This is a genomic window from Sphingobium sp. TomMM15, assembly GCF_055397045.1.
This window is the reverse complement of the sequence record NZ_AP027314.1, coordinates 1,655,005-1,677,826: the sequence shown is the minus strand read 5'-3', so window position 1 is coordinate 1,677,826 and position 22,822 is coordinate 1,655,005. Positions and strand designations below refer to the sequence as shown.

The following is a 22,822-nucleotide window of genomic DNA, read 5'->3' as shown; positions in this document are numbered from 1 at the left end:
GGTCTTGGCATGATGAATCCGGCGTTCGCGCAGGATGACGCGCAAGGCGAAATCGTCGTTACGGCGGCCAAGCGGTCGGAAAATGTACAGTCTGTCCCGATTTCTGTAACCGCCATAGGTGGTGATATGTTGGCAAAGTCGCGCGTCAGCAGCGTCGACAGCCTGGTGACGAAGGTCGCCAATCTCCAGCTCACCTCCATTGTAGGCGACAATACGCCGATCTTCGCGCTGCGTGGCGTGTCCATGTCCGACTATAGCCTCAACCAGTCGAGCCCGGTCGCCACCTATTATGATGAAGTTTATAAAGGCAATTTCGCCTTTCTTGGCGTTGCCATGTACGATCTCGAACGGGTCGAGGTGCTGCGCGGGCCGCAGGGCACGCTCTATGGCAAGAACACCACGGGCGGCGCGGTCAACATCATCAGCCGGGAAGCGAAGCTGGGTGAAACCAGCGGTTATGTGAACGCCGGTTATGGCAATTATAACCGGTTCGAGGCGAACGGCGCGGTCAATGTGCCGCTGGGCGAGAAAGCCGCCCTGCGCGTGGCGGGCACCTTCGCCAGGGCGGACGGCTGGTTCAGAAATGTCGAGCCTGGCATGCCGGACCTTGCCAGCACCCGCGAATATGCGTTTCGCGGAACGCTGAAGGCCCAGCCGGTCGAGGGGCTGACTTTCGTCCTGCGGGCCTCCACCAGTTTCCAGAACCCGCAAAATTACGGCATCTATGCCCAGCCTGAAGCCAACCATCGACCCGGTCTGTCGCGATGGGAGATTGCGTCCGACGTCCCCACCCGCCGCCGCGCCCGCACGACATCGGTGGCGCTGACCACCAATGTCGATCTGTCCGATGCGATCGCGCTGACCAGCATCACGTCCTATGACAAGGGCACGCTCTTCTTCCGCGAGGATACGGACGGCACGGCAACCAAGCTGCTGGAAATCCCCTATTATGACAAGGCCAGCCAGTTCGCACAGGATCTGCGCCTGACCAGCGACACGGGCGGTCCATTCGACTTCATCCTGGGCGTCTATTTCAACCGGGAAAAGGTGTTCAACCGCACCGCCTTCGAGATTGCCACCGATGTCGACGTGAACGCGGACGGCGCCATCGACGCACAGGATTGTGCCGACGGCCTGCCGCTGGCCTGCAAGGTCCAGAACCAGTTCACCCAGGTGAAGAAGAGCGTCGCTGTCTATTCCGACCTCAAATACAAGATCGGCGAGGCGGTGACGCTACGCGGCGGCCTGCGCTATACCCATGATACGGGCCGACAGAACGGCTTCATTTCGCAGGCGCTGGGTGTCGACGATAGCGTCGTCGCGACCCTGATCCCGCTGTCCGACCTGCGCTTCAGGAAAAACAATTTCTCCGGCAAGATCGGCCTCGACTACAAGCTGACCGACGGCAACCTTCTCTATGCCAGCGTCAGCCGTGGCTATCGCGCGCCCAGCTTCAATGCTCAGGCCTTTTTCGATCCGTCCGAACTGTCGGTGGCCAAGGCGGAGCAGGTGACATCCTATGAAGTCGGCGCGAAGACCCAGTTCTGGGATCGCCGCATCACGCTAAACGTTGCCGGTTTCTATTATGATTACAAGAATCAGCAGTTCATCAACGTAGATCCGTCCAGCGCGGCGCAGACATTGCTCAACATCCCCAAGTCGCGAATCTATGGTGGCGAGGCAGAACTGACCGTGCGGGCCGCCGACATGCTGACCATGCGCGCGGGCTTGGGCGTGTTGTCTGCGAAGATCAAGCAGGGCACGGTCAGCGGCGTCGATGTGGGTGGCAATCGCCTGTCCAACGCGCCGAGCCTGACGCTCAACGGCGGGATCGACTGGACGGTTGCGCAAGGCGGCTTCGGCAGCCTCTCCTTCCACCCGGAAGTCGCCTATCAGTCGAGTCAATATTTCGAGGTGGTGAACATCCCCCGTCTGAAGCAGAAGGGCTATGCCCTGCTCAGCGGCCATATCGACTGGGAGAGCGCGAACGGGCGCTTCAATGCCTCGCTCTGGGCGAAGAACCTCACGAAGAAATTCTATTTCACCTCGCGCGTGGACCTGCTCGCGGGCTTTGGTTTCGATTATAATCACATTGGCAATCCGCGGACATATGGTGTGACAGTTGGCGCGAAATTCTAAAGACAGCGCAAGGAGAGGATAATGGCGGACTATAAGCTGCTGATCGGCGGCGAACTGATCGATGGCGACCTCCAGATGGAGGTCGTCAACCCGGCGACGGGCGAGGCGTTCACCACGGTCGCGCGCGCTTCGGCTGCCCAAGCGGATCAGGCGATCGCGGCGGCCAAGGCAGCGCAGCCCGGCTGGGCGGCGGTGCCCTATGCCGAGCGGCAGGCGAAGCTGGTCGCGCTGGCCGATGCGGTCGCGGCCAACGGCGCGGAACTGGCGCGACTATTGACGCAGGAACAGGGCAAGCCGCTGCCCGAAGCGCAGGGCGAGGTCGCCTGGACCGAAGGTTTTCTGCGCCATTATGCGACCCTGGAATTGCCGGATCGCGTTATTCAGGATGATGCAGCGGGCTATATCGCCGTCAAGCACAAGCCGCTGGGTGTGGTGGTCGGGATCATCGCCTGGAACTTCCCGCTGCTTGTCGCCTGCTGGAAGATCGGGCCGGCGGTGCTGGCGGGCAATGCCATCGTGCTGAAGCCCGCGCCGACCACGCCCGCCACGGCGCTGGCGCTGGGAGCTTTGTGCAAGGAGATTTTCCCGGCCGGGGTCGTCAATATCATCACTGACGCCAATGATCTGGGGCCGCATCTGACTACCCATCCCGATGTGGCCAAGATCGGCTTCACCGGTTCCACCGCGACCGGCAAGCGCATCGCCGCCAGCAGTGCGGATGGGCTCAAGCGCGTGACGCTGGAACTGGGCGGCAATGATCCGGCAATCGTACTGGAAGATGTCGATGTCCGCGAAACGGCGAAGGCGATTTTCGGCAATGCCTTCCTGAATTGCGGACAGGTGTGCCTGGCGGTGAAGCGCGCCTATATCCACGCCGATATTTACGACGCCATGTGCGAGGAACTGGCGGCGCTGGCGCAGGCGGCGATCGTGGGCGACGGGCTGGAGCAGGGCACGCAAATAGGGCCGATCCAGAACGCGATGCAGTTCGAGAAAGTGAAGGGGTTCCTCGACGCCGCCAGATCCGACGGCAAGATCGTGGCAGGGGGACAGGCGATGGAGCGGGCCGGTTATTTCATCGCGCCGACCATCGTGCGCGACGTGACCGACGGCATGACGATCGTGGACGAGGAACAGTTCGGCCCGATCCTGCCGCTGATCAAGTTCGACGATGTGGAGGATGTGATCGCCCGCGCCAACGCGTCCGACTACGGGCTGGGCGGATCGGTCTGGTCCGCCGATGTGGCGCGCGCCGCCGACATCGCGGCGCGGATCGAAAGCGGGCAGGTCTGGGTCAACCAGCATATCGCCATCGGCCCGCACATCCCCATGGCGGGTTTCAAGAATAGCGGGCTGGGCGTTGAACAGGCCGAGGAAGGGCTGGCGGAATATACCCAACTGCAAGTCATCAACATCAAGCGATGAGCGGCCTGTCGATAGCGCGGGGCGCCACCGACGTCCCGCTGCTGGAAACCACCATCGGTCAGGCGCTGCTGAAGGTCGCAGCGGAGCATGGTGACGGCCTCGCACTGGTGTCGCGACACCAGTCCATCCGCTGGAGTTGGGCGCAATTGATTGCACAGGTCGATTCTGTAGCCACTGGGCTGCTGGACCTTGGCGTCGGCAAGGGCGACCGCGTCGGCATATGGGCGCCCAATTGCGCTGAATGGACAGTGATCCAGTTCGCGACGGCGCGGATCGGCGCCATCCTGGTCAACATCAATCCTGCCTATCGCGCCAGCGAAGTCGAATATGCACTGAACAAGGTCGGGTGCAGCCTGCTGGTCACCGCGCCCCGATTCAGGAGCAGCGACTATGTGGCGATGCTGCGGGACATCGGGCCGGACCGCCTCCCGGCGCTGCGCCAAGTGGTCGTGCTGGGTGACGAAAGGCAGCAGGACTTGTTGAACTGGTCCGATCTGCATGCGGAGGCCGACCCCGATCGTCTGACCCTGATCGAGGCGACGCTCGACAACAATGATGCGATCAACATCCAGTTCACCAGCGGCACCACCGGCCAGCCCAAGGGCGCGACGCTGACCCATCGCAACGTGCTCAACAATGGCTATTTCTCGGCCCGTACGATGCGTCTCACCGCCGCCGACCGGCTGTGTATCCCGGTGCCGCTCTATCATTGTTTCGGCATGGTGCTGGGCAATATGGCGGCGCTGACCAGTGGCGCGGCGATGATCTATCCCGGTGAAGCCTATGATCCTCGGCTGGTGCTCGACACAGTGCAGGCGGAAGGTTGCACCATGCTGCATGGCGTACCGACCATGTTCATCACCATCTTGAACCAGCCGGATCTGGACGCATTCGACGTATCGACGTTGCGCACCGGCATCATGGCGGGATCGCCCTGTCCGGAAACGGTGATGCGGCAGGTGATGGACCGGCTGAACCTGACCCAGATCACCATCGGCTACGGTATGACCGAAACCAGCCCGCTCACTACCCAGACCGCGACGGATGATCCGTTGGAGGAACGGGTGACCACGGTCGGCCGCGTCTCCCCCCATGCGGAGGCGAAGGTCGTCGGCCCCGATGGCGCGATCCTCCCCATCGGCCAGCAGGGCGAATATTGTTCGCGCGGCTATGCCGTGATGCTGGGCTATTGGAACGATCCTGATCGCACGGCAGAGGCGATCGACGCCGACGGCTGGATGCATTCGGGCGATCTGGCGACGATGGACGCGCGGGGCTACGTCCGCATCACCGGCCGCATCAAGGACATGATTATTCGCGGTGGTGAAAATATCTATCCGCGCGAGATAGAAGAATATCTACTTCGTCACCCCGACGTCGCCGACGCGCAGGTGTTCGGCGTGGCCGACGCGAAATTCGGTGAAGCGGTCTGCGCCTGGATCATCGCCAAGGCTGACGCCACCCTGTCGGAACAGGATATTCAGGACCATTGTCGCGGGCACATCGCGCACTACAAGGTTCCCCGCTACGTGCGCATCGTCGAGCGGTTCGAGATGACTGTGACGGGCAAGGCGCAGAAGTTCGAGATGCGGGCGATCATGGAACGGGAACTGGGTCTTGGGGTCTGAACACAGCGGCCCACAGGCCTATTTCCTGCGGATGGACGATGGGAGGTTCATGCCCACGAGCCATGTCGGCGGCGCATGGAATGTCGCGGAACAGCATGTTGCGCCAGCGATCGGCCTGCTGCTCCATGCGGTGGAAACCGATCATGCCGCGCGACGGGACGATCGATTGCAGGTCGCGCGTCTCTCCTACGACATATGGGGCGTCATCCCGATGGAGGCGGTGGAGATAGAGGTGATCGTGCTGCGACCAGGCCGCACCATCGAACTGGTCGAGGCCCGGCTCAGCCATGGCGGCCGCCCCGCCATCGTCCTGCGCGCCTGGCTGACGCAGGCCAACGACAGCAGCGCCTTTGCTGCGACCAATTTCCCTACCCTACCGCCGCCCGACACCATAGTCGGCTGGAATCCGTCCAGCCTCTGGGCCGGAGGTTTCATCGCTAGTGTGGAGGTGCGGCGACAACAGCACGGGCGGGGCCGCGCCCGCTGCTGGGTTCGTTCGCCTCTGGCGCTGCTTGACGGCGAGGATGTGTCGGCGACGGCGCGGGCCATGGGACTGGTCGATATCGCCAACGGCCTTGCGCCGCTGATATCGCCCCAGGACGCGGCTTTTCCCAATCTCGATCTTACCGCACATCTTCTGCGACCGCCAACGGGAGAATGGATCGGCCTCGACACCTCAGTCTCCGCGAGTCCGCAAGGCCTCGGACTTACACATAGCATTCTTCATGATGAAAGCGGGGCATTTGGCACAGTCTGCCAATGCTTGACGCTGCGCCCTAAAAATTGATCTGGATATTGCATGGGCTTGGCTGCTCCTGACTTTTAAACCAAATGGCTTACTCGTCAATCGGCGACGCCCGAGTTAAAGGCAGCTGTGATGCTATTTCTTTACGATCGCTGTCGGCCTGCTAAGCGGCCAGCGTTATGTTCGTGGGGCTAGGTTTCCAGCAGCTCCAAGTCCGGTTTGTGCAAAACCTGCCCCTCGCTAATGCACCCGTGAAAGGCTGCATTGTCCCAATGTCGGTCCATCGCTTGTGGCGACAATCTGATGAACTAAGGGCAGGTTTTAGGGAGCAGTTTCGAGCGGTCGAATGGCGGCAATGTTCGCGCGTGCTGCCCGGCAGCTTGCCCGTCTCAAACCGGAAGATCGCCAATGACGTGTTGGAATGACGATTCGGTGGGGTTGAGGGAAAAGGCTCGCCCTTGTTACTTCGAGCATGACCACCGCGAGTCCATCTGGTCCAATGTGAGCCTTGCCCGAAATGATCTCCGCAGGCCCCCAGCGCTGAATTTCTTCACCACCGGACGTGACTTTTCCTCCGGCCTCCCTCGATATTCGCAAATGCAGCAAATCCACGTTGACGGGGTTGCGCTTCACCGTTTCGCGGTCCTTATTCATATCCCTCCGATGAGGAAAAATTATCTAGCGCGTGTCAGTCTTTTGGCCCCTTGGGCGCTAGGACGATGTCAGCTGAATTCGGATATCTAATCGACGTAATGCGGATGAAACTCCGCCATATAAAGCGCATTATGCAAAGAAATAACGCCTATATTTGATAAAAAGTTGGTAGGCGGGCCGAAATTTACAAAAATATGACGGCGAGGGTTGCAGGGTTCCTGCGCGATCGTTAGCAGTTGTCAACATTATGGGGCTGGCTTCTGCCGAGAAAAGGAACGCTGTCATGAAACAGGGAAAGAGTCTTTCTGCATTGTTGTGCGGTGCAGCGATGATCGTGCCGACCGCTGCCTGGGCGCAGGAGGCGGGCGATGGTGGAGGCGAGATCGTCGTTACGGCGACACGCCAAGCCCGCTCGCTTCAATCAGTGCCTATGAGCGTCAATGTGGCGACCGGCGAGCAGTTGCAGAAGCTGAACATTTTCGACGCCAAGGACGTCCAGCAGCTCGCTCCGGGCCTGGAGATGACCAACACTACGGGCCGTAACAATTCGACGACGCTGCGCGGTATCTCGTTCGATCCCGACCAGGGCACGGACCCGGCGGTCCAGGTCTATTTCAACGAAATTCCGACCGATGCGCAGACGGTCTACACGGCCCTTTACGATATCAAGCAGATCGAAGTGCTGCGCGGTCCCCAAGGCTTGCTGCGCGGTATCTCCGCCCCCGCAGGTGCGATCACCATCTCCACGGCGCGCCCCAGCTTCGATGAGATCGAAGGCTATGCGCAGACTACCGCTACCACGCGTGGGGGCTATAATGTGCAGGGCGGGGTTTCCCTGCCTTTCTCTGACAAGATCGCACTGCGCGTTGCCGCACTGGTCGACGGCAATCGCCTGAACAATGTCCGCAATGTCAACACCGGCGAACGGTCGCGCAGCCGCACTGAAAGCGCCCGTTTGACCCTGGGCCTTCGTCCAAAGGACAATCTCACTGCCTATATCACCTATCAGTATCTGTATGCGGACAATAGGCAGATGCAGCAGGTCATCGGATCAGGCAACACATCGACTTTCGACGCTGGCGCCTTCCTGGGCGGCGCTCTGGTTCCGAATTCATCAACGCGTTCCGGCCCAGCCCTGGGTGTCGATGACTATGCCGCCGTCGCAGAGGGCACGAGCCGCAATATCAATGAAAGCCACATCGTCAACCTGGCGATTGACTGGGATTTGGGTCCGGCAACATTGTCGTTTGTAGGTGCGCATCAGGATTCACGTCTGAAAGGCCAGCGTGATCTGGATGTCGGCAATGCCGTGCCCAACTACATCTCCAACTCCTTTGGCCCAACTCCCTTCGTATACGATACGGTCGAAATGCGCTTGGCTACGAATAACAAGGATGGCCTGGGCGGAGGCATTGGCGTCTTCTACAGTAAGATTGGGGGAACGACGCGCATCTTTCAGCCCGGCGACAGCTTCATTTTCCCGTTTGAACAGAATGATAGCCTGAACACCCTGGGCGCACTGCCTTATCTGCCCATCGCCACCGAAATTATCGTTCCGGTAGATCGGAGCATTTGGTCGTTCAACGCCAATCTTAACTTTCGTAGAGGCGGCCTGGCAATTGAAGGCGGCCTGCGTTACTCGATCATCAAGTCGGTGAATGTCAGCCGACTGGGTTTGAGCACGCCGGGCAACAGCTTGCTGTGCACCGGCGATCCAATTGTTGACGCTGTGTCGTTTGGCTGCTTACCGGCGTCCTACCCGGCAACGGACATCATTCCGGCCAACCTGCGCAATACGTCTGACAAGCCGATCACGGGCGGTCTGACGATCAGTTACCAGTTGATGCCGTCGATGAATATCTTCGCTTCCTACGGCCACTCCTTCCGCGCCGGCAGCGTCAGCCCCGGCCTGCCCGATGGACTGAGCGACGACCTGATCCTGACTCAGCCGGAAAAGACGGATTCGATCGAAGCAGGCGTTAAAGGCAGCTTCGCCGGACGCCGCCTGCATTATGCGGTGTCGGTCTATTATCAGAAGCTCGACAACTTCCTGAACCGTTTCAGCGGCATCTATTATCAGTCCACCGTAGCCGCGCCGCCCACCGGCTTTTTCGATTTCAACTATAATGGCGACGCACGGATCAAGGGGATCGAAGGATCGCTGGACGGCCGGATCACGAGAGACTGGGACTTCGGCGTCAGCGCTGCCTATACTCGCGCCCGTTATCGCAACGCCCTGCTGCCGTGCAACGACTTCGCAGGAACTGGCCGCCCGAACCGGGATGGAGCGGCGACCGTTACGGGGCCGGGCAATGTAAGCTTCTGCGCCAGCAATGGCCGCATCGGCGAGACGCCTGATTTCAGCCTGACCGCCAACACGGAAATCCGTTTCCCGATGGACAGCGTTACGCCGTTCCTGCGTGGGTTGTTCACGTACCGGCCTGGGTTCTATTCCGACCGGATCGATTATGATTATCGTAGCCGTGAGATGCTCAACCTGTTCGTTGGCCTTCGTGCCGAGGATAGCAAATGGGAATTCACCTTGTTTGCGAAGAATGTGCTGAACCAGAAGCGGATCGCCAACATCAGCCAGGGTAACGCCGTAGTCGGCACGTCCAGCGGCGTGGACTACGACTCGGGCTACCGCACGGTCAACGTGACCAACCCACGCGAGTTTGGATTGACGGGCAACTTCAAGTTCTAAGATCAAGGCAGGGCCGGTCGGATCACCAACATATGAAGCAGCTTCATAATGATCCGCACCGGCCCCAGCGGCTGGAGTCACGTGTTCGAGTGACGTAGGCGCACTATTTCTTTCCCTCTGGAATCGTTGATGGCCGCGAAATCGGGCTGAAGCCGCTCAGCATCGCTGTCCTGGATGCCGGTTGGCATCTTCTCGCCTTCCAGCGGCAGGATGGGGCATCCACGCTGCGGCCGCAGATTGCCTGCGCCAAGGCTGCGGGTGCGCTCGGCCTTGGTGTTTCGTCGCGCAAGATCGGCGACATGGCAGCCGAACGGCCGACCTTCATCGCGTCGCTCGGGCCGATCGCGCCCCATGGCGTGGTTCCAGCGGCGGGCGGCGTCATCGTCGTCGATGGCACGGGTGTGCCGATCGGCGCGGTGGGGGTGACCGGCGACACGTCGGACAATGACGAAGCCTGCGCGCTGGCGGATCAGTGCGGCGGGTCTTCGCGTTCAGGGTAGGGCGCTTTGCTGGCGCGTCGCTGAGATGGTGGGTGGCCGACATCTGTCTTCCTCAGCGGTAGATGGCCTGGCCAACCGCGCCGCGCCAACCGGCGATAAGCTGATCTCTCTGAACAGCGGGTAGTGTTGGGCTAAACCGCCGGTCGGGCGTTACGCACGACACGGCTTCGGGGAGTGTCGGCCAGACCCCCGTCGCAGCGCCAGCGAGAAAGGCGGCGCCCAGTGCCGTGGTTTCGATGTTGGCGGGCCTGATGATGGTGAGATCCAGTATGTCGGCGAGGAATTGGCACAACCAGTCGTTGGCCACCATTCCACCATCCACCTTGAGCTCGTCAGGCTGCACGGCGCTGTCGAACGCCATGGCGTCCAGCAAGTCCGCGCTCTGGTAAGCGACGCATTCCAGCGCCGCGCGCACGATATGTTCAGGACCCGTGGCGAAGGTCATTCCCGTCAGCATGGCCCTTACATGCGGGTTCCAGTGCGGAGCGCCCAAGCCGACAAAGGCGGGCACCAGATAGACGCCGCCATTATCCGGCAAAGACCGCGCCATGGATTCGGTCTCGGCGGCCGTGGCGACCAGGCCTAGCTTGTCCCGCGTCCATCTGACGGCGGCGCCCGCGACGAAGAAAGCGCCTTCGATCGCGTAGCTGACGCTTCCATTGGAATGGCAGGCGACGGTGGACAGCATCCGGTGCCCCGATCGGCAGATCTGCTCTCCCGTGTTCAGCATCGCGAACCCGCCAGTTCCCAGCGTGACCTTTGCGCCGCCCCGGTCCAGGCACCCCTGGCCAATCAACGCGGCCTGTTGATCCCCGACCATTCCAGCGATGGGCAGCGATACGCCCAGGATATTCTTGTCCGATGTCCCGAAGAGGCAATCATTCTCACGCACTTCAGGCAATATCTGCATCGGGATGCCGAACATTCGGCACAGATCCGGGCACCATGCCATCCGGGCAATGTCGAACAGCAAGGTCCGGCTGGCGTTGGTTGCGTCGGTCGCATGCCACCTTTCCCGCTGTCAGGCGCCACAGCAGGAAACAGTCGATGGTCCCAAAGGCCAGTTGCCCCTTTTCCGCGCGGTCGCGCGCACCGGGGATTGTTTCGAGCAGCCAGGCAAGCTTGCTGGCGGTGAAGTAGGAATCGAGCAGAAGGCCGGTGCGGCTGGTGACTTCAGGTTCGAGGCCATCCGCGATGAACCGGCTGCAAAGGTCCGCGCCGCGCCTGTCCTGCCAGACGATGGCCGGATGGATGGGCTGTCCGTTTTCACGGTCCCACAGCACGCAGGTTTCGCGCTGATTGGCGATCCCGATGGCGGCGACATCCAGCCCCGTGCGATGCGCCTCGTCCAACGCCTCGCGCGCGGTCGCCACGACGTCGCGCCATATCGCTTCGGGATCATGTTCGACCCATCCGTCCGCGGGATAATATTGTTTCAGGTCTATTTGCGCGGCGCTTCGCACGGTGGCTGTTTCATCGATCAACAGCGATCGGGTGGATGTGGTCCCCTGATCGATCGCGAGCACCGCCTTCATCCTACCCTCCGCCTTGCGGTTCATCCCCATGCCGACCATGATCTCACAGAATTTGGATTATTCTACGCTACATTCGCGACTGGGCGTCAGTCGGCGGGCAGGCACGGTCGATCCATCTTGGCGTCTCAGGGCAGATCGGGCACCCAGTTGACGCCGTTGATGTGACCTCCGCCGTCCACGAACAGCGTGTTGCCGGTGACATAGCGCGCGTCCTCGCTGGCCAGGAACAAGGCTGCGCCGCCAATGTCCTTTTCCGGGTCGCCCATGCGTCCCATCGGATTGGCGCGCTCGGCATCGGCGGCGAGTTCGGGCTGAAGTGCTTTGAAATGGTTGAACGAGGCGGATGCGGCGCCCGGGCAAATGATGTTGGCGCAGATGCTAAAACCGGCCCATTCCCGCGCCACGGTGCGGGTAAGCGTGCGAAGCGCTTCCTTGCCCACATTATAATCGGCAGTCCCCATATGCGCGTTAACGCCGTTCAGGGAACAGAGGCTGATGATCCGCCCCCAGCCATTCGCTTTCATATGAGGAAAGGCGCGCATCATCGCCCATTTGGGACCGAACAGGTTGATGTCAAAGGATTCATGGAAATATTCGTCGCCCATCGCTTCGGCGCGGGCAAAGCCCCGGCCGCGATAGGCGTTGTTGACCAATATATCGATGCTGCCGAACTGATCGACAGCCGCATCCACGGCCGCCTCCATCTGCGCGCGATCCGTAACGTCGGTGCGCACGAAGCGCGCCCGGCCGCCCTCTGCGACAATCGCATCTGCCGCAGCCGTTCCCTTGCCTGCATCGAATTCGGCGATGATCACCGCCGCGCCCGCGCGCGCAAAACGTCGAGCGACGCCGAGGCCAATGCCATCGCCCCCGCCCGTTATCACCGCGACCCTTCCGTTCAGCCGATTATCGGACATTCTCACTCTCCTGGAACTTATTGGAAATGTTGGGCGGGGCAGATCTGACGAACAGGCGTCAGCGATTATATTGACGCTCCTGTGGAAGTACAGCAGCGCCATTTATCCCATACGCTTCACTTGCGTCGTCGGATAGCTATAGACGCTGCATGTCGGGAAGCGCGCTATGCAGCGGAATCCTGGGCAAATACACAAACAGGGGCAAAGCGTTGCGCGATTATCAGGCTGATTTCATTGTCGTGGGAAGTGGGGCAGGTGGCCTGGTCGGTGCGATTGCCGCCAAGTTGAACGGCCTCAATCCGCTGGTAATCGAGAAAACCGACCGTTGGGGCGGGACGAGCGCGCTTTCTGGCGGTGGGGTCTGGATACCCAATAATCCGCTAATGGAGCGGGACGGGGTGGAAGATAGTTTCGAGGCAGCGCTTGCCTATATGGAAGCGACCATCGGAGATGTCGGCCCGGCGAGCAGCAAAGAGCGCAAGACCGCCTATCTGAATGTTGGTCCGCAGATGGTGATGGCCCTGGAACAGCAGGGCCTTGGTTGGGTCCGGGCGCCCCGATATCCCGACTATCATCAGGATCAGCCGGGCGCGCGCGTGGGCCGGACGCTGGAAGGCGTGAATTTCGACGGCAAAAAGCTGGGCGACTGGCTCAAGACGATGCGCAAATCGGACATGCCATCGATGGTAATGGGCACCGATGACGCGCCCGTGATACCGGTGATGTTGCGGTCGTTAAAGGCGTTCTCCAGGTTCATGGGCATTATCGCGCGCACGGCCGCCTGGCGTGTACGCGGGCGCGAACCGTTGTGCCTGGGCGGGACATTGATGGGGCAGCTGATGGTCATCGTTCAGCGCCTGGGCATACCCGTCCTTCTCGACAGCCCGCTCAAGTCGCTGATCCAGGACGGCGATAAAGTGGTGGGCGTCGTGATCGGCGAGGGGGAGGCCGAACGGCGGATCATGGCGCCGCGCGGCGTGCTGCTGACCACCGGCGGATTCGCGAAGAACAGCGAGTATCGCAGGCAGTTTCAGGATGTCAGCGGCGAGTGGAGCCCGGCTAGCCCCGGCGATACCGGCGATGCGCACCAGATCGGCGCGGAGGTGGGTGCAGAACTCGCCCTGATGGACGCTGCCACATGGTATCCGGTGTCGATCCTGCCGAACGGCACCATCAATGTCGGCATCTGGGAACGCACCTTGCCCGGATCGATCATCGTCGATGCTTCGGGGCAGCGCTACACGAATGAGGCGGCGTCCTATGTCAACGCCGGGCGGGCCATGCTGGACCGTGACAAGACCGTGTCGGCCGTGCCGAGCTGGCTGATCTTCGATGCGCGCTATCGCAGTCGTTATTTCTTCGGGGGCACACCGCCGGGGATGAACGGGGAACTGGTGAAAAACGGCTTTTTCGTCAAGGCGCCGACGCTTGACCAGCTTGCCGCGAAAATCGGGATCGATGCGGCGGGCCTCAACCGGACGGTCGAGCGCGTAAACGCGATGGCGAAGACCGGGGTCGATGAGGATTTCGGTCGTGGCGACAATGTGTACGACCAATATTATGGCGATCCCGGCAATCAGCCGAACCCATCCTTCGGCCCCATCGACAAGGCACCATTTTACGCGACGCGCTTTTACCCCGGTGACCTTAGCACCAAGGGGGGACTGATGGCCGACGAGCATGCGCGGGTGCTGCGCGCGGACGGCAGTGTCATCGAAGGGCTTTACGCCGCAGGCAATTGCGCGGCCCCGGTTATGGGTAGGACCTATCCCGGTGCAGGCGCGACGCTTGGCCCGGCCATGGTATTCGCCTGGATTGCGGGGCAGCACAGCGCCGCTGCGGCTGCGTAAAGCTTGGGCTGGGCCAGCGATCTTTAGGGCAATTGGCGCCGTCGTCGCGTAGATATGCGAGACGATGGCGCCATGTCCTATGGACCGCGCGGGCGTCAGCGATATCGCGCTATGGAAAGATCGGCCGTTTCGATCGCCGGTTTCCGGTTGGAAATAATGTCCGCGATCACATGTCCGGACCCGCAGGCCATGGTCCAGCCAAGCGTGCCGTGGCCGGTGTTGAGGTAGAGGTTCGGAATATGCGTAGAGCCGATCACGGGTGTGCCGTCCGGCGTCATGGGACGCAGGCCCGACCAGAAGCTGGCATGGCCAAGATTGCCGGACGCCGGAAATAAGGACTCAACCGAATATTCCAGCGTGTCGCGCCGCTTGTCCGGGAGGTTTGTCGAGAAGCCGGAAAGCTCGGCCATTCCCCCAACCCGGATGCGGTCGCCCAGCCGCGTGATGGCAACCTTGAAGCTTTCATCCAGCAGCGTGGAAACAGGGGCGCGTTCTGCATCGGTGATGGGAACGGTTATCGAATAGCCCTTCACCGGATAGACTGGCAGCTTGATCCCCAACGGCGCCACCAGCAGCGGCGAGTAACTGCCCAGCGCGACAATGAATGCGTCTGCCTTGATCGGTCCCTTGTCGGTTTCGACATGATCGATCGCGCCCTTATCCGCAACGAGACGCTCGATCTTGTGATCGTGCAGGAAGGTGACGCCCGCCTCCTTCGCCATGACGGCGAGCGCGTTGGTGAACTTGAAGCAGTCGCCGGTTTCGTCATTGGGCAGGCGCAGGCCGCCCACGATCGGCGACTGGCTGTTAGCAAGGCCCGGTTCGGCCGCGATGCACCCTGCCCGGTCGAGCACTTCGAAGGGAATGCCATCTGCCTTCAGCACGGCTACATCCTTGCCGATGCCGTCCATTTGCTTGTGTTCTCGAAACAGCTGGAGCGTGCCCTGGGTCCGTTCATCATAGGCTATGCCGGTTTCGTGGCGGAGCGTGATGAGTTGGTCGCGGCTGAACTCGGCCAGGCGCACCATGCGGCTCTTGTTCACGGCATAGGCCTTTTCCGTGCAGTTGCCGAACATGGCCACCATCCAGCGCCACATGGCGGCATCGAATGTCGGGCGAAGGATGAGCGGCGCGTGCTGCATGAACAGCCAGCGCAGCGCCTTCATCGGTATGCCCGGCGCGGCCCAGGGTGACGCATAGCCCGGCGAAATCTCTCCGGCGTTGCCGAAGCTGGTTTCAAGGGCCGGGCCGGACTGCCGGTCGATCACGACGACTTCATGGCCCGCTTTGGCGAGATACCAGGCCGAAGTTACGCCGATGACCCCGCTTCCCAGAATGGCGACCTTCATGCTGTCATACTCCGCTTTTGCTCGATGGCCTGCGCGGCGTGATATTCACGGGCGTATCGGTGGCCGAGTTGGGTGAGGATTTCGTAGGAAATGGTGCCCGCGTCGGCCGCGACATCGTCGATCGACTGATGGGGGCCGAGCAGTTCGACTGGCGCGCCGGGATAGAGCAGCATGTCGGGAACGTCCGTCACGTCGAGCGTGATGCTGTCCATCGACACTCTGCCGACGATCGGCACCCTGATATTGCCGATGAAGGCCGCCCCACGGTTGCTGAGATGGCGCGGCCAGCCGTCCGCGTAGCCGACAGGAATGGTTGCGATGTGCGATACGCGCTCTGCCGTGTGGGAGAGGCCATATCCAACGCCCGTTCCAGAAGTGACAGTGCGTAGCTGCGCGATCCGCGCCTCTAGCGAAACGACCGGGCGCATGGGATTGAGCCCGTTCTGCGGCGCCCCGCCGTAAAGCGCGATCCCGGCGCGCACGACCTCATAATGAGGGTGATCGAGGAAACTGCCGCCGCTATTGTCCAGCGAACGCGGCACATCGGGGAAGTGGCGGGCAAAGTCGTTGAAGGCCACGACCTGCCTGTCATTGAAGGCGGAAGAGGGATCGTCGGCGCAGGCGAGGTGGCTCATAATGAGCACGAGGTCGATGCCGTTCAGGAGCGATCGGTCAGCAAGGATCGCCTTCGCTTCGTCCGAAGAAAGGCCGAGCCGTGACATGCCACTGTCGATCTGAAGCGCTGCGGGAAGGGGGCGGCCCGTTGCTTGCGCGAGGCCCGACCAGCGCCTGATCTGATCGAGGGAATTGAGGACGGGCGTCGCGCCCGCGTCCAGGCACTGCCGTTCGGCTCCGGGCTGGAGGCCATTCAGCACGAAAAGCTGGACCAGGTCGGGGAGGTCAGGTTTGAGCGCCAGCGCCTCGTTCAGTTGCGCCACGAAGAAATGGCGGCAACCCGCGTCCAGCAAGGCGGACGCTACCGCCGAAGCGCCAGTGCCATAGGCATCAGCCTTCACCACGCCAGCCACCTCCGCAGGTGCCACGCGGCGCGCGATGATGCGGTAGTTTTCCACAAGGGCGTCCAAGTCGATGCGTAACACCGCGCCCGCGCAATCCAGCGATCCCATTTAGCGATCCCCCTCATGCATTTTGTAGAGGGGGGATTGTGCCTTTTTCTCCCAAAGTGACGCAGTATGTTCTATAATTTCGATATTATTGAGAGAATGTGCGAAGGAATTGGGCGAAATGGCCGTAGGACTGGATCAGACGGATCGCGCGATCCTGCGCTTGCTAAGGCTCAATGCGAGACGTCCCAATTCCGAGATTGCCGAGGAAGTCGGGCTGTCGCCGTCAAGCTGTCACCGACGGATCAAGCTGCTGGAAGATGCGGGGGTCATTCGCGGCTATACGGTGCTGACCAGCCCCCTGCGGGTCGGCGAGAATAGCGTGAACATATTGGTGCAGGTGACGCTCGACAGGCAGACCGAAGATTATCTGGCACGTTTTGAACATGCCGTCAGGCAATGTCCGGAGATCCGCGAATGTTTCCTGATGACGGGCGGTACCGACTATTGGCTGCGCGTCGAAACGGAAAGCGTTGCCGCCTATGAAATCATCCATAGCGAAATCCTGTCCCGGATGCCCGGCGTAGCGCGCATCAATTCAAGCGTCGCGATGCGCGATGCGCTGAGCCCGCGATCAACAGGGCCTAGGGGCCGTTAGGGCAGGGCGTTCCCCGGGTGCACATCGGTCAGCCTGACTCCGCGGCGGCGTTCGCTTGTACCATCCAGGGGATTTCGACGGGGAATCGGCCAATTTCCGCTCAGGCGGAACAATGCGCGATCATTACATATTTCTAATTTTTGACACAGTTGACGATCGTCAACTTATGGTCCAACATCCGGTTAGCGCATCCCCTCGAATCGCGGCGGGCCAACGGCATTTCCGGGCGATTGGAGTGAGACGACGTCCAGTTTATCAATGGAGTGCCTGATGACTACCGATTTTGCCGACCAGTTCCGTCCGGTAGCGCCGCCTTACGTGATCGAAAACGCCTATACGGAAGATCAGCGTCAGCGGATATTCAAGGTTGTTCGGGAGAATGGGCCGTGGCCGCTCATTCTCGCCGAAAACTTCAAGTCTCCTGAAGAAGTCATAGCCACGACCGGCGGCACCATTCCTGAAGGGTTCACGCTGACCTGGGACATGATCCTGCAAGGCAGCGGGACGTTCCGGGGGTATATCGCTCGTCAGGGTGTCTGCTTCTATCCTGAACTGAACGACTGCTATTATAACTCCAAGTTCCTTGAAATGTCGCGCAACTATTGGGGCGCCAAATATGCCGAGCCAGAGACGTTTCTGATCAACATTCAGGGGCCGACCCTCATCGGTGGGCCGCCGCATCTTGATGGTACGGTCTTCCGCGGAATGACCATGGAAAACGCGCCGCTCTGGCTTCTGTTGACGATGGCCAAGTCTCGCATGTTCGAACAATGGCGCAGCAAGAAGATGCAGGTCACCGGCTGGTATTATAAGGGCAATATCGGCGGCGGATTCAACTATTGGCCGGACGGTCCGCGTGGCGAACCCAAGCAGATCACTGCGCCTATGTGGGGTCGCGCGGTCGTTGCCGAGAACGAGATGATGTTCCACCACGCTCAGGCGACCGGCCCGCTTGCGATGCGTCGTTCCGAAGGTCTGGATATCAGCAGCGTGATGGCGCCCGATCCGACGGTCGAAGGCGGCTGGCGGATCGAGACCAACGGTGTGGTCAATCAGCAGTTGCCGGCAGACGAAGTGCGCCTGCTGGTTCACTGGGGCGCACGGGTGTTCACGGATATGGCCGACCTTAAGCGGACGTTCGACCACACGGACGATATCACGCACGACCAGGCGTTGAACATGCTGATGGACGAAGCCCGCAATCGTGGCGCTCAGTTCGAAACGCCCACTGATCCGCTGACCGATCGCGCGTTCATCGGCATGCTCAGCCAGGTGTTCGCTGTGAACGGCCCGGCGAACATTCCGGCTGACATGGACGAGGCGCCGCTCGCCGCCTGATAGCTGAATTCGGTACAATGCAAGATGAAGTGAATGGCGGGCCTCTGCGGCCCGCCATTTGCGTTCTAGGGAATGCGAAAGAGGACTTGGCGCGGATTATAATATCGCCGTTTTTCCGAATAGGCGGTAACTTATAGAACAACGGCATGTGCAAATAAATTCATCTTGACAATGGTTGAAATACGTCAACTATCGTAGATGGCGAACGTATGAGGGGCACAGTCAGCGAAGTTGCTGACGGAACGAATATCAAAACCCAATCGCCGATCGGAACCGGTAACTTTTGCCGGGGGCCGCGATGTCCCATGTGGAGGGGCATTGCTACATATGGGGAGTAGCAATGATGCGATCAGTAGAAAATAGCTTGAAGCTGCTATGCGGAGCCGGGATGACGGCATTGTGCATTGCGGGAGCCGCGCAAGCCCAGGCTCAACCGGGCGCTGGTTCGAGCGTGAACTCGGCCCCGGATGAAATTGTCGTTACCGCGCAGCGCCGTGACGAGCGCGCGCAGGACGTTCCCATCGCGATTACGGCATTTTCGCCAGAGCGTCTCCAGCAGCAAGGTATTACGCAGCCGCAAAATTTGCAGGCAACGGTTCCGTCTCTGGTGGTCGGCAACAACGGCAATCCGTCACGTGAAGCGCAAAGCTTTACGATCCGAGGGCAGGGTGCGACCTTTCAGGCGTCGCCTGGCGTGGTCGTTTATCTGAACGAAGTGCCGCTGCCCGCGCCGATCTCCATTCCTCAACAAGGTGGTGCCGGTAATTTCGTAGATCTGGAGAATGTCCAGGTACTAAACGGCCCACAAGGAACGCTGTTCGGACGCAACACGACTGGCGGCGCGGTGCTGCTCGTTCCCAAAAAGCCGACGAACGACTTTGAAGGCTATGTTCAGGGCAAGTTCGGTAATTACGACAACAAGGAACTTGAAGGCGCGATCAACGTCCCGATCGTGGATGACAAGGTCCTGCTGCGGGTGGCCGGAGCCTATCAGGATCGGGATGGCTACACGCGGGATGTCGTCTGGAACACCGATCGCGATAATTTGCACTGGTATTCCGGGCGCGTTGGACTGACGCTGCGGCCGACCGAGACTTTCGAAAATTATACCATGGCCTATGGGGCGAATTCCCGGACCCATGGGACCGGTACGGTCAACACGCATCTCAACGTTGCGGGACTGGCGGCCACGAGTTTTGTCGGCCTTCCTTTCTGCGTTGAAGGACCGACAATCCCTGGCTTTAGCGCATCGTGCGACGTCTACAGGGCGGCTAGCGCGGAAGCAGATGCTCGTGGACCCAGACAAACAGCGCATGGCACCAATTCGTTTCAAAGGACGAAGACCTGGGGTGTTACCAATACTTCCACACTCAATCTGAACGAAGAACTGACGCTGCGTAACATCGTCAGCTATCAACGCTTCAAGACGACATATAGCGTCGACAGTGATGGCACCATCTTCCAGTTCGATGATGGCGATCCAAGAAGCTATCCGGCTCCCGGCGTAGTTACTTTGCCCGGTGACGGTACTCCGGTCATCTACGATAATGCTTCACCGACGCGACTGCCGCGAGATGATATCAAGGTTTTCACCGAGGAATTGCAGCTTCAGGGCGATTTGTTTGACAAACTGCTCACCTTTACCGCAGGCGCATTCTACTATGATCAGCGTCCGGCCGGGACCCAGGGGGCGGGTGCTACTGGTTTCTGCCCAGCTTTGTTCACCGGCAACCCATTGGTTTGCGGGGTGTATGACATAAGATATGCGATCACCAATACGTCGAAAGCGCTATACGCGCAGTCGACGCTGGATTTGGGACTGGTTTCGCCTGCATTGCAGAACCTCAAGGTCACCGGCGGTATTCGGTACACTTGGGATAGGGTCAGCGGCTCGGCGGGTCTGTATCAGGTGCTCGCGCCAGGAGCATTCTTCTGCTTCGCCGACAATACGATTGCACCAGACGCGGCCGGCTGCTCATTTGAGGCCAATCTGAAGACCAATGAGCCGACCTGGAACATTGGTGTAGATTACAGATTTTCGCCCGAGCTTCTTGTCTACGGCAAGATTAGCCGTGGCTATAAGGCCGGTGGCATAAACGCCAATGCGGTGTTTACCACCACCCGCACTTTCCCGCCGGAGTTCGTCACATCCTATGAAGCGGGCTTCAAGTCGGATGTGCGACTGGGGGGCATGCCGCTTCGGCTCAACGCTACCTATTATTATCTGACCTATAAGGGTATTCAGCGCGCGACCGGCGACTTCAATCCCACCACCGGTGCAGCTGGCGCAAGGGTTCTTTCCGCAGATGCGCGCATCCAGGGCATTGAGGCGGAAGCGTCGCTGCGACCGATTCCGGGTGTCGAGATCGGTGGTACGTTCAGCTATACAGATGCCAAATATAAGAAATATGAGTTCGCACCGAGCAGCCCCACTCAGGACTGTACCGGCAATGTCATAAGTGCTCCCGCGACTGTAGATTTGACCTGCATCCCGTTCCAATATGTGTCGCCGTACATCTACAGCTTCCACGTGTCCGCAGAGCAGCCGCTTGGCGGGGATCTCGGCACACTTGCGATGTTCGTCAACTATTCACACACGTCGGCGCAGCATACGGCGGGGACCAGCCTTCCTGGGGATCAGCCGGGCGAGCGGCTTGAACCATTCGGGACGCTGAACCTGTCGCTCGATTGGCGGAATGTTGCAGGTAGCCGCGTGGACGTAGGCTTTTACGCGACCAACCTGACGAACAAGCTGTATCGTGTCAGCAACAGCAACACCTATAACAGTCAGTTCTTTACCGCGACATTATACGGCGAACCCAGAATGTACGGGGTTCGTCTGCGCTACTCATTCGGAAAATGACTTGGAGTTCCGAAGGGTTGAATTTGCTTAAAATGAAGAGCGATGAATATGTCAGATGTGAATAAAGTAATTCCCTTAGGCTTCACCAAGCTGATCGTGCAGGATCTTGACAAGGTTGCGGCCTTCTATGGCGCCGTATGCGGCCTGGTCGAGGAAGCGCAGGCCGATGCGGAGATCGCAGGCCGTCCCATTCGGGAACTGTACTTCAAGTCAAATCCGCCGGGCACGGGGAACTTCACGCTGACGAAATTCATCGACGTGGAAAAATCGGCCACGGAGTCGGTTATCCTGGGGTTCATCGCGGATGATATCCACCGGTTCGTGGAAAGTGCCGCCGCCGCAGGTGGTGTTGTGGTCGTGGCTGCTCATCCGGAGCCCGAACATGGCGTACATGTGGCCTTCGTCAAAGACGTCGAAGGCAATTTGATCGAGGTGGTCCAACTCATGTGAGGCGCGTGGTCATCACGCGTGCAAATGTGAGCGGTCATTTCGTGACATCCAGTGCCTGAAGGCTTCTGGATCAGGTGGAAGGGGGAGGTACATGGTGCCTCCCCCGACTTTCATAACGGCGCCTGTCGATCGATGATCGGCGTCGCAGTTTCAAGTCAGCTGCGGAAGTTGCCGGAATAGGCAATCTCTTCAAGAGGCTTGCGGTTGCTTGGCTCTTCGCGTGCCTGCAGCTTTTCCGGAAGAGACGCGGGGTCGCCCATCCGGCCTATCGCTACGGCGGCCTCTATCCGGAACCCGTCCGGAACGCCCAGCTCCGCCCTGGTTTTGTCCATATCGATCCCGACCATACCATGGGCGTGATAGCCAATCAGGGTCGATTGCAGCGCTATGGCCGACCAGGCGGCGCCAGCGTCAAAGCTGTGCGAATGGCTGGGCTTGTCCGGCGATCCCATCGTCGTTTCGCTCAGGATGAACAAAAGCACCGAGGCTTCCTTGGCCCAGATCGCGTTGAACGGAATCAGCAGATCGAGGAAGCGCGCCCAATTGGCGGCATCGTCACGCGTCGCATAGAGAAAGCGCCAGGGCTGATAATTGAAGGAAGAGGGCGCCCAGCGTCCGGCATCCAATATGGTGCGCAGATCGTCAGCGGGCATAACGGAGCCATCAAAGGCGCGTGGCGACCAGCGATTTAGAAACAAAGGGTCGAGTGCCGTGTCGGTTACCCGGTTGAGCGTCATGTCTTTAAGGGTCCTTTGCAAACAAGATGGATTTTACACAGGCTTATCGCTGCAGATCACCAGAAATGCTTGACTAAAAGTTGTCGTATGTCAACGTCCTGATGGCGGCGGTGATCGCAGGGTCGCGCTTCGGACCATTACGTTCTGCGGTGACTATTGATCATGGTTGCTTAAGGGCCTTCCGCGCGTGCAACCTTTGTTGCAGGACGGCGAAAAGTTGGAGCGGGGAGCCCTTTGATAACCATGTTGCGAACGGTGAATAACGC

General features: G+C 60.1%; 18 protein-coding genes. 11 read left to right on the top strand and 7 right to left on the bottom strand.

What is annotated here, in order from left to right:
- The first annotated feature begins 9 nt into the window (after positions 1-9).
- Genes ACZ51H_RS08395 through ACZ51H_RS08380 form a run of 4 tightly spaced genes read left to right on the top strand, consistent with a single transcriptional unit; the run spans position 10 to position 5,979 of the window.
- The gene (locus tag ACZ51H_RS08395) at positions 10-2,139 is read left to right on the top strand and encodes a TonB-dependent receptor (RefSeq protein WP_464801527.1); all 2,130 of its coding nucleotides are present in this window, start codon (positions 10-12) and stop codon (positions 2,137-2,139) included.
- Positions 2,140-2,160: 21 nt separating this feature from the next.
- Entirely contained in the window at positions 2,161-3,564 is a 1,404-nt protein-coding gene (locus ACZ51H_RS08390) for an aldehyde dehydrogenase family protein (RefSeq protein WP_464801526.1), read from the top strand.
- Positions 3,561-5,192, top strand: a complete 1,632-nt coding sequence (locus tag ACZ51H_RS08385) for an AMP-binding protein (protein ID WP_464801525.1) — start codon at positions 3,561-3,563, stop codon at positions 5,190-5,192. Before ACZ51H_RS08390 ends, ACZ51H_RS08385 begins: the two co-directional genes overlap by 4 nt.
- 49 nt (positions 5,193-5,241) lie before the next feature.
- The gene (locus tag ACZ51H_RS08380; RefSeq protein ID WP_464801524.1) at positions 5,242-5,979 is read left to right on the top strand and encodes a thioesterase family protein; all 738 of its coding nucleotides are present in this window, start codon (positions 5,242-5,244) and stop codon (positions 5,977-5,979) included.
- Between the two features lie 279 nt (positions 5,980-6,258).
- Here ACZ51H_RS08380 and ACZ51H_RS08375 read toward each other — a convergent pair whose 3' ends face one another.
- Entirely contained in the window at positions 6,259-6,591 is a 333-nt protein-coding gene (locus ACZ51H_RS08375) for a hypothetical protein (RefSeq protein ID WP_464801523.1), read from the bottom strand.
- Between the two features lie 283 nt (positions 6,592-6,874).
- On the opposite strand from ACZ51H_RS08375, the gene ACZ51H_RS08370 reads away from it, so the two are divergent.
- Both ACZ51H_RS08370 and ACZ51H_RS08365 read left to right on the top strand, forming a co-directional pair.
- Entirely contained in the window at positions 6,875-9,295 is a 2,421-nt protein-coding gene (locus tag ACZ51H_RS08370; protein ID WP_464801522.1) for a TonB-dependent receptor, read from the top strand.
- Positions 9,296-9,417: 122 nt separating this feature from the next.
- Positions 9,418-9,795: a GlcG/HbpS family heme-binding protein gene (locus ACZ51H_RS08365; protein ID WP_464802873.1), complete on the top strand. Its 378-nt coding sequence runs from the start codon at positions 9,418-9,420 to the stop codon at positions 9,793-9,795.
- Positions 9,796-9,847: 52 nt separating this feature from the next.
- Here the strand turns inward: ACZ51H_RS08365 and ACZ51H_RS08360 are convergent, their stop codons facing one another.
- The 3 genes from ACZ51H_RS08360 to ACZ51H_RS08350 form a co-directional block, all read right to left on the bottom strand.
- Positions 9,848-10,747 (bottom strand): FGGY family carbohydrate kinase, encoded by a 900-nt coding sequence (locus ACZ51H_RS08360; protein WP_464801521.1) that lies wholly within the window; start codon positions 10,745-10,747, stop codon positions 9,848-9,850.
- The gene (locus ACZ51H_RS08355; RefSeq protein WP_464801520.1) at positions 10,689-11,330 is read right to left on the bottom strand and encodes an FGGY family carbohydrate kinase; all 642 of its coding nucleotides are present in this window, start codon (positions 11,328-11,330) and stop codon (positions 10,689-10,691) included. Before ACZ51H_RS08355 ends, ACZ51H_RS08360 begins: the two co-directional genes overlap by 59 nt.
- 125 nt (positions 11,331-11,455) lie before the next feature.
- Positions 11,456-12,247 carry an SDR family NAD(P)-dependent oxidoreductase gene (locus ACZ51H_RS08350; RefSeq protein ID WP_464801519.1) on the bottom strand — a complete coding sequence of 264 codons (792 nt, stop codon included), beginning with the start codon at positions 12,245-12,247 and terminating at the stop codon, positions 11,456-11,458.
- Positions 12,248-12,456: 209 nt separating this feature from the next.
- On the opposite strand from ACZ51H_RS08350, the gene ACZ51H_RS08345 reads away from it, so the two are divergent.
- Complete coding sequence (locus ACZ51H_RS08345) at positions 12,457-14,097, top strand: FAD-binding protein (protein ID WP_464801518.1); 1,641 nt, start codon at positions 12,457-12,459, stop codon at positions 14,095-14,097.
- Between the two features lie 95 nt (positions 14,098-14,192).
- Here ACZ51H_RS08345 and ACZ51H_RS08340 read toward each other — a convergent pair whose 3' ends face one another.
- Entirely contained in the window at positions 14,193-15,446 is a 1,254-nt protein-coding gene (locus tag ACZ51H_RS08340) for a D-amino acid dehydrogenase (RefSeq protein ID WP_464801517.1), read from the bottom strand.
- The gene (gene alr, locus ACZ51H_RS08335; protein WP_464801516.1) at positions 15,443-16,573 is read right to left on the bottom strand and encodes an alanine racemase; all 1,131 of its coding nucleotides are present in this window, start codon (positions 16,571-16,573) and stop codon (positions 15,443-15,445) included. Before alr ends, ACZ51H_RS08340 begins: the two co-directional genes overlap by 4 nt.
- A 118-nt stretch (positions 16,574-16,691) precedes the next feature.
- On the opposite strand from alr, the gene ACZ51H_RS08330 reads away from it, so the two are divergent.
- From ACZ51H_RS08330 to ACZ51H_RS08315, 4 genes are all read left to right on the top strand, one after another.
- Positions 16,692-17,168, top strand: coding sequence for an Lrp/AsnC family transcriptional regulator (locus ACZ51H_RS08330; protein ID WP_449473921.1), 477 nt, complete (start codon positions 16,692-16,694; stop codon positions 17,166-17,168).
- 270 nt (positions 17,169-17,438) lie between these two features.
- Positions 17,439-18,506, top strand: a complete 1,068-nt coding sequence (locus ACZ51H_RS08325) for a hypothetical protein (protein WP_464801515.1) — start codon at positions 17,439-17,441, stop codon at positions 18,504-18,506.
- A gap of 340 nt (positions 18,507-18,846) precedes the next feature.
- The gene (locus ACZ51H_RS08320; RefSeq protein WP_464801514.1) at positions 18,847-21,369 is read left to right on the top strand and encodes a TonB-dependent receptor; all 2,523 of its coding nucleotides are present in this window, start codon (positions 18,847-18,849) and stop codon (positions 21,367-21,369) included.
- 48 nt (positions 21,370-21,417) lie between these two features.
- Positions 21,418-21,819, top strand: coding sequence for a VOC family protein (locus tag ACZ51H_RS08315; RefSeq protein ID WP_464801513.1), 402 nt, complete (start codon positions 21,418-21,420; stop codon positions 21,817-21,819).
- Between the two features lie 155 nt (positions 21,820-21,974).
- On the opposite strand, the gene ACZ51H_RS08310 is transcribed toward ACZ51H_RS08315, so the two are convergent.
- Positions 21,975-22,556 carry a nitroreductase family protein gene (locus ACZ51H_RS08310; protein ID WP_464801512.1) on the bottom strand — a complete coding sequence of 194 codons (582 nt, stop codon included), beginning with the start codon at positions 22,554-22,556 and terminating at the stop codon, positions 21,975-21,977.
- Positions 22,557-22,822 lie beyond the last annotated feature (266 nt).

Excerpts from the sequence above, each read along its gene's own strand:
- ACZ51H_RS08395 (WP_464801527.1), top strand. The coding sequence starts at position 10 with ATGATGAATCCGGCGTTCGCGCAGGATGACGCGCAAGGCGAAATCGTC.
- ACZ51H_RS08390 (WP_464801526.1), top strand. The coding sequence starts at position 2,161 with ATGGCGGACTATAAGCTGCTGATCGGCGGCGAACTGATCGATGGCGAC.
- ACZ51H_RS08385 (WP_464801525.1), top strand. The coding sequence starts at position 3,561 with ATGAGCGGCCTGTCGATAGCGCGGGGCGCCACCGACGTCCCGCTGCTG.
- ACZ51H_RS08380 (WP_464801524.1), top strand. The coding sequence starts at position 5,242 with ATGCCCACGAGCCATGTCGGCGGCGCATGGAATGTCGCGGAACAGCAT.
- ACZ51H_RS08375 (WP_464801523.1), bottom strand. The coding sequence starts at position 6,591 with ATGAATAAGGACCGCGAAACGGTGAAGCGCAACCCCGTCAACGTGGAT.
- ACZ51H_RS08370 (WP_464801522.1), top strand. The coding sequence starts at position 6,875 with ATGAAACAGGGAAAGAGTCTTTCTGCATTGTTGTGCGGTGCAGCGATG.
- ACZ51H_RS08360 (WP_464801521.1), bottom strand. The coding sequence starts at position 10,747 with ATGGCATGGTGCCCGGATCTGTGCCGAATGTTCGGCATCCCGATGCAG.
- ACZ51H_RS08355 (WP_464801520.1), bottom strand. The coding sequence starts at position 11,330 with ATGAAGGCGGTGCTCGCGATCGATCAGGGGACCACATCCACCCGATCG.
- ACZ51H_RS08350 (WP_464801519.1), bottom strand. The coding sequence starts at position 12,247 with ATGTCCGATAATCGGCTGAACGGAAGGGTCGCGGTGATAACGGGCGGG.
- ACZ51H_RS08340 (WP_464801517.1), bottom strand. The coding sequence starts at position 15,446 with ATGAAGGTCGCCATTCTGGGAAGCGGGGTCATCGGCGTAACTTCGGCC.
- alr (WP_464801516.1), bottom strand. The coding sequence starts at position 16,573 with ATGGGATCGCTGGATTGCGCGGGCGCGGTGTTACGCATCGACTTGGAC.
- ACZ51H_RS08330 (WP_449473921.1), top strand. The coding sequence starts at position 16,692 with ATGGCCGTAGGACTGGATCAGACGGATCGCGCGATCCTGCGCTTGCTA.
- ACZ51H_RS08325 (WP_464801515.1), top strand. The coding sequence starts at position 17,439 with ATGACTACCGATTTTGCCGACCAGTTCCGTCCGGTAGCGCCGCCTTAC.
- ACZ51H_RS08320 (WP_464801514.1), top strand. The coding sequence starts at position 18,847 with ATGATGCGATCAGTAGAAAATAGCTTGAAGCTGCTATGCGGAGCCGGG.
- ACZ51H_RS08315 (WP_464801513.1), top strand. The coding sequence starts at position 21,418 with ATGTCAGATGTGAATAAAGTAATTCCCTTAGGCTTCACCAAGCTGATC.
- ACZ51H_RS08310 (WP_464801512.1), bottom strand. The coding sequence starts at position 22,556 with ATGACGCTCAACCGGGTAACCGACACGGCACTCGACCCTTTGTTTCTA.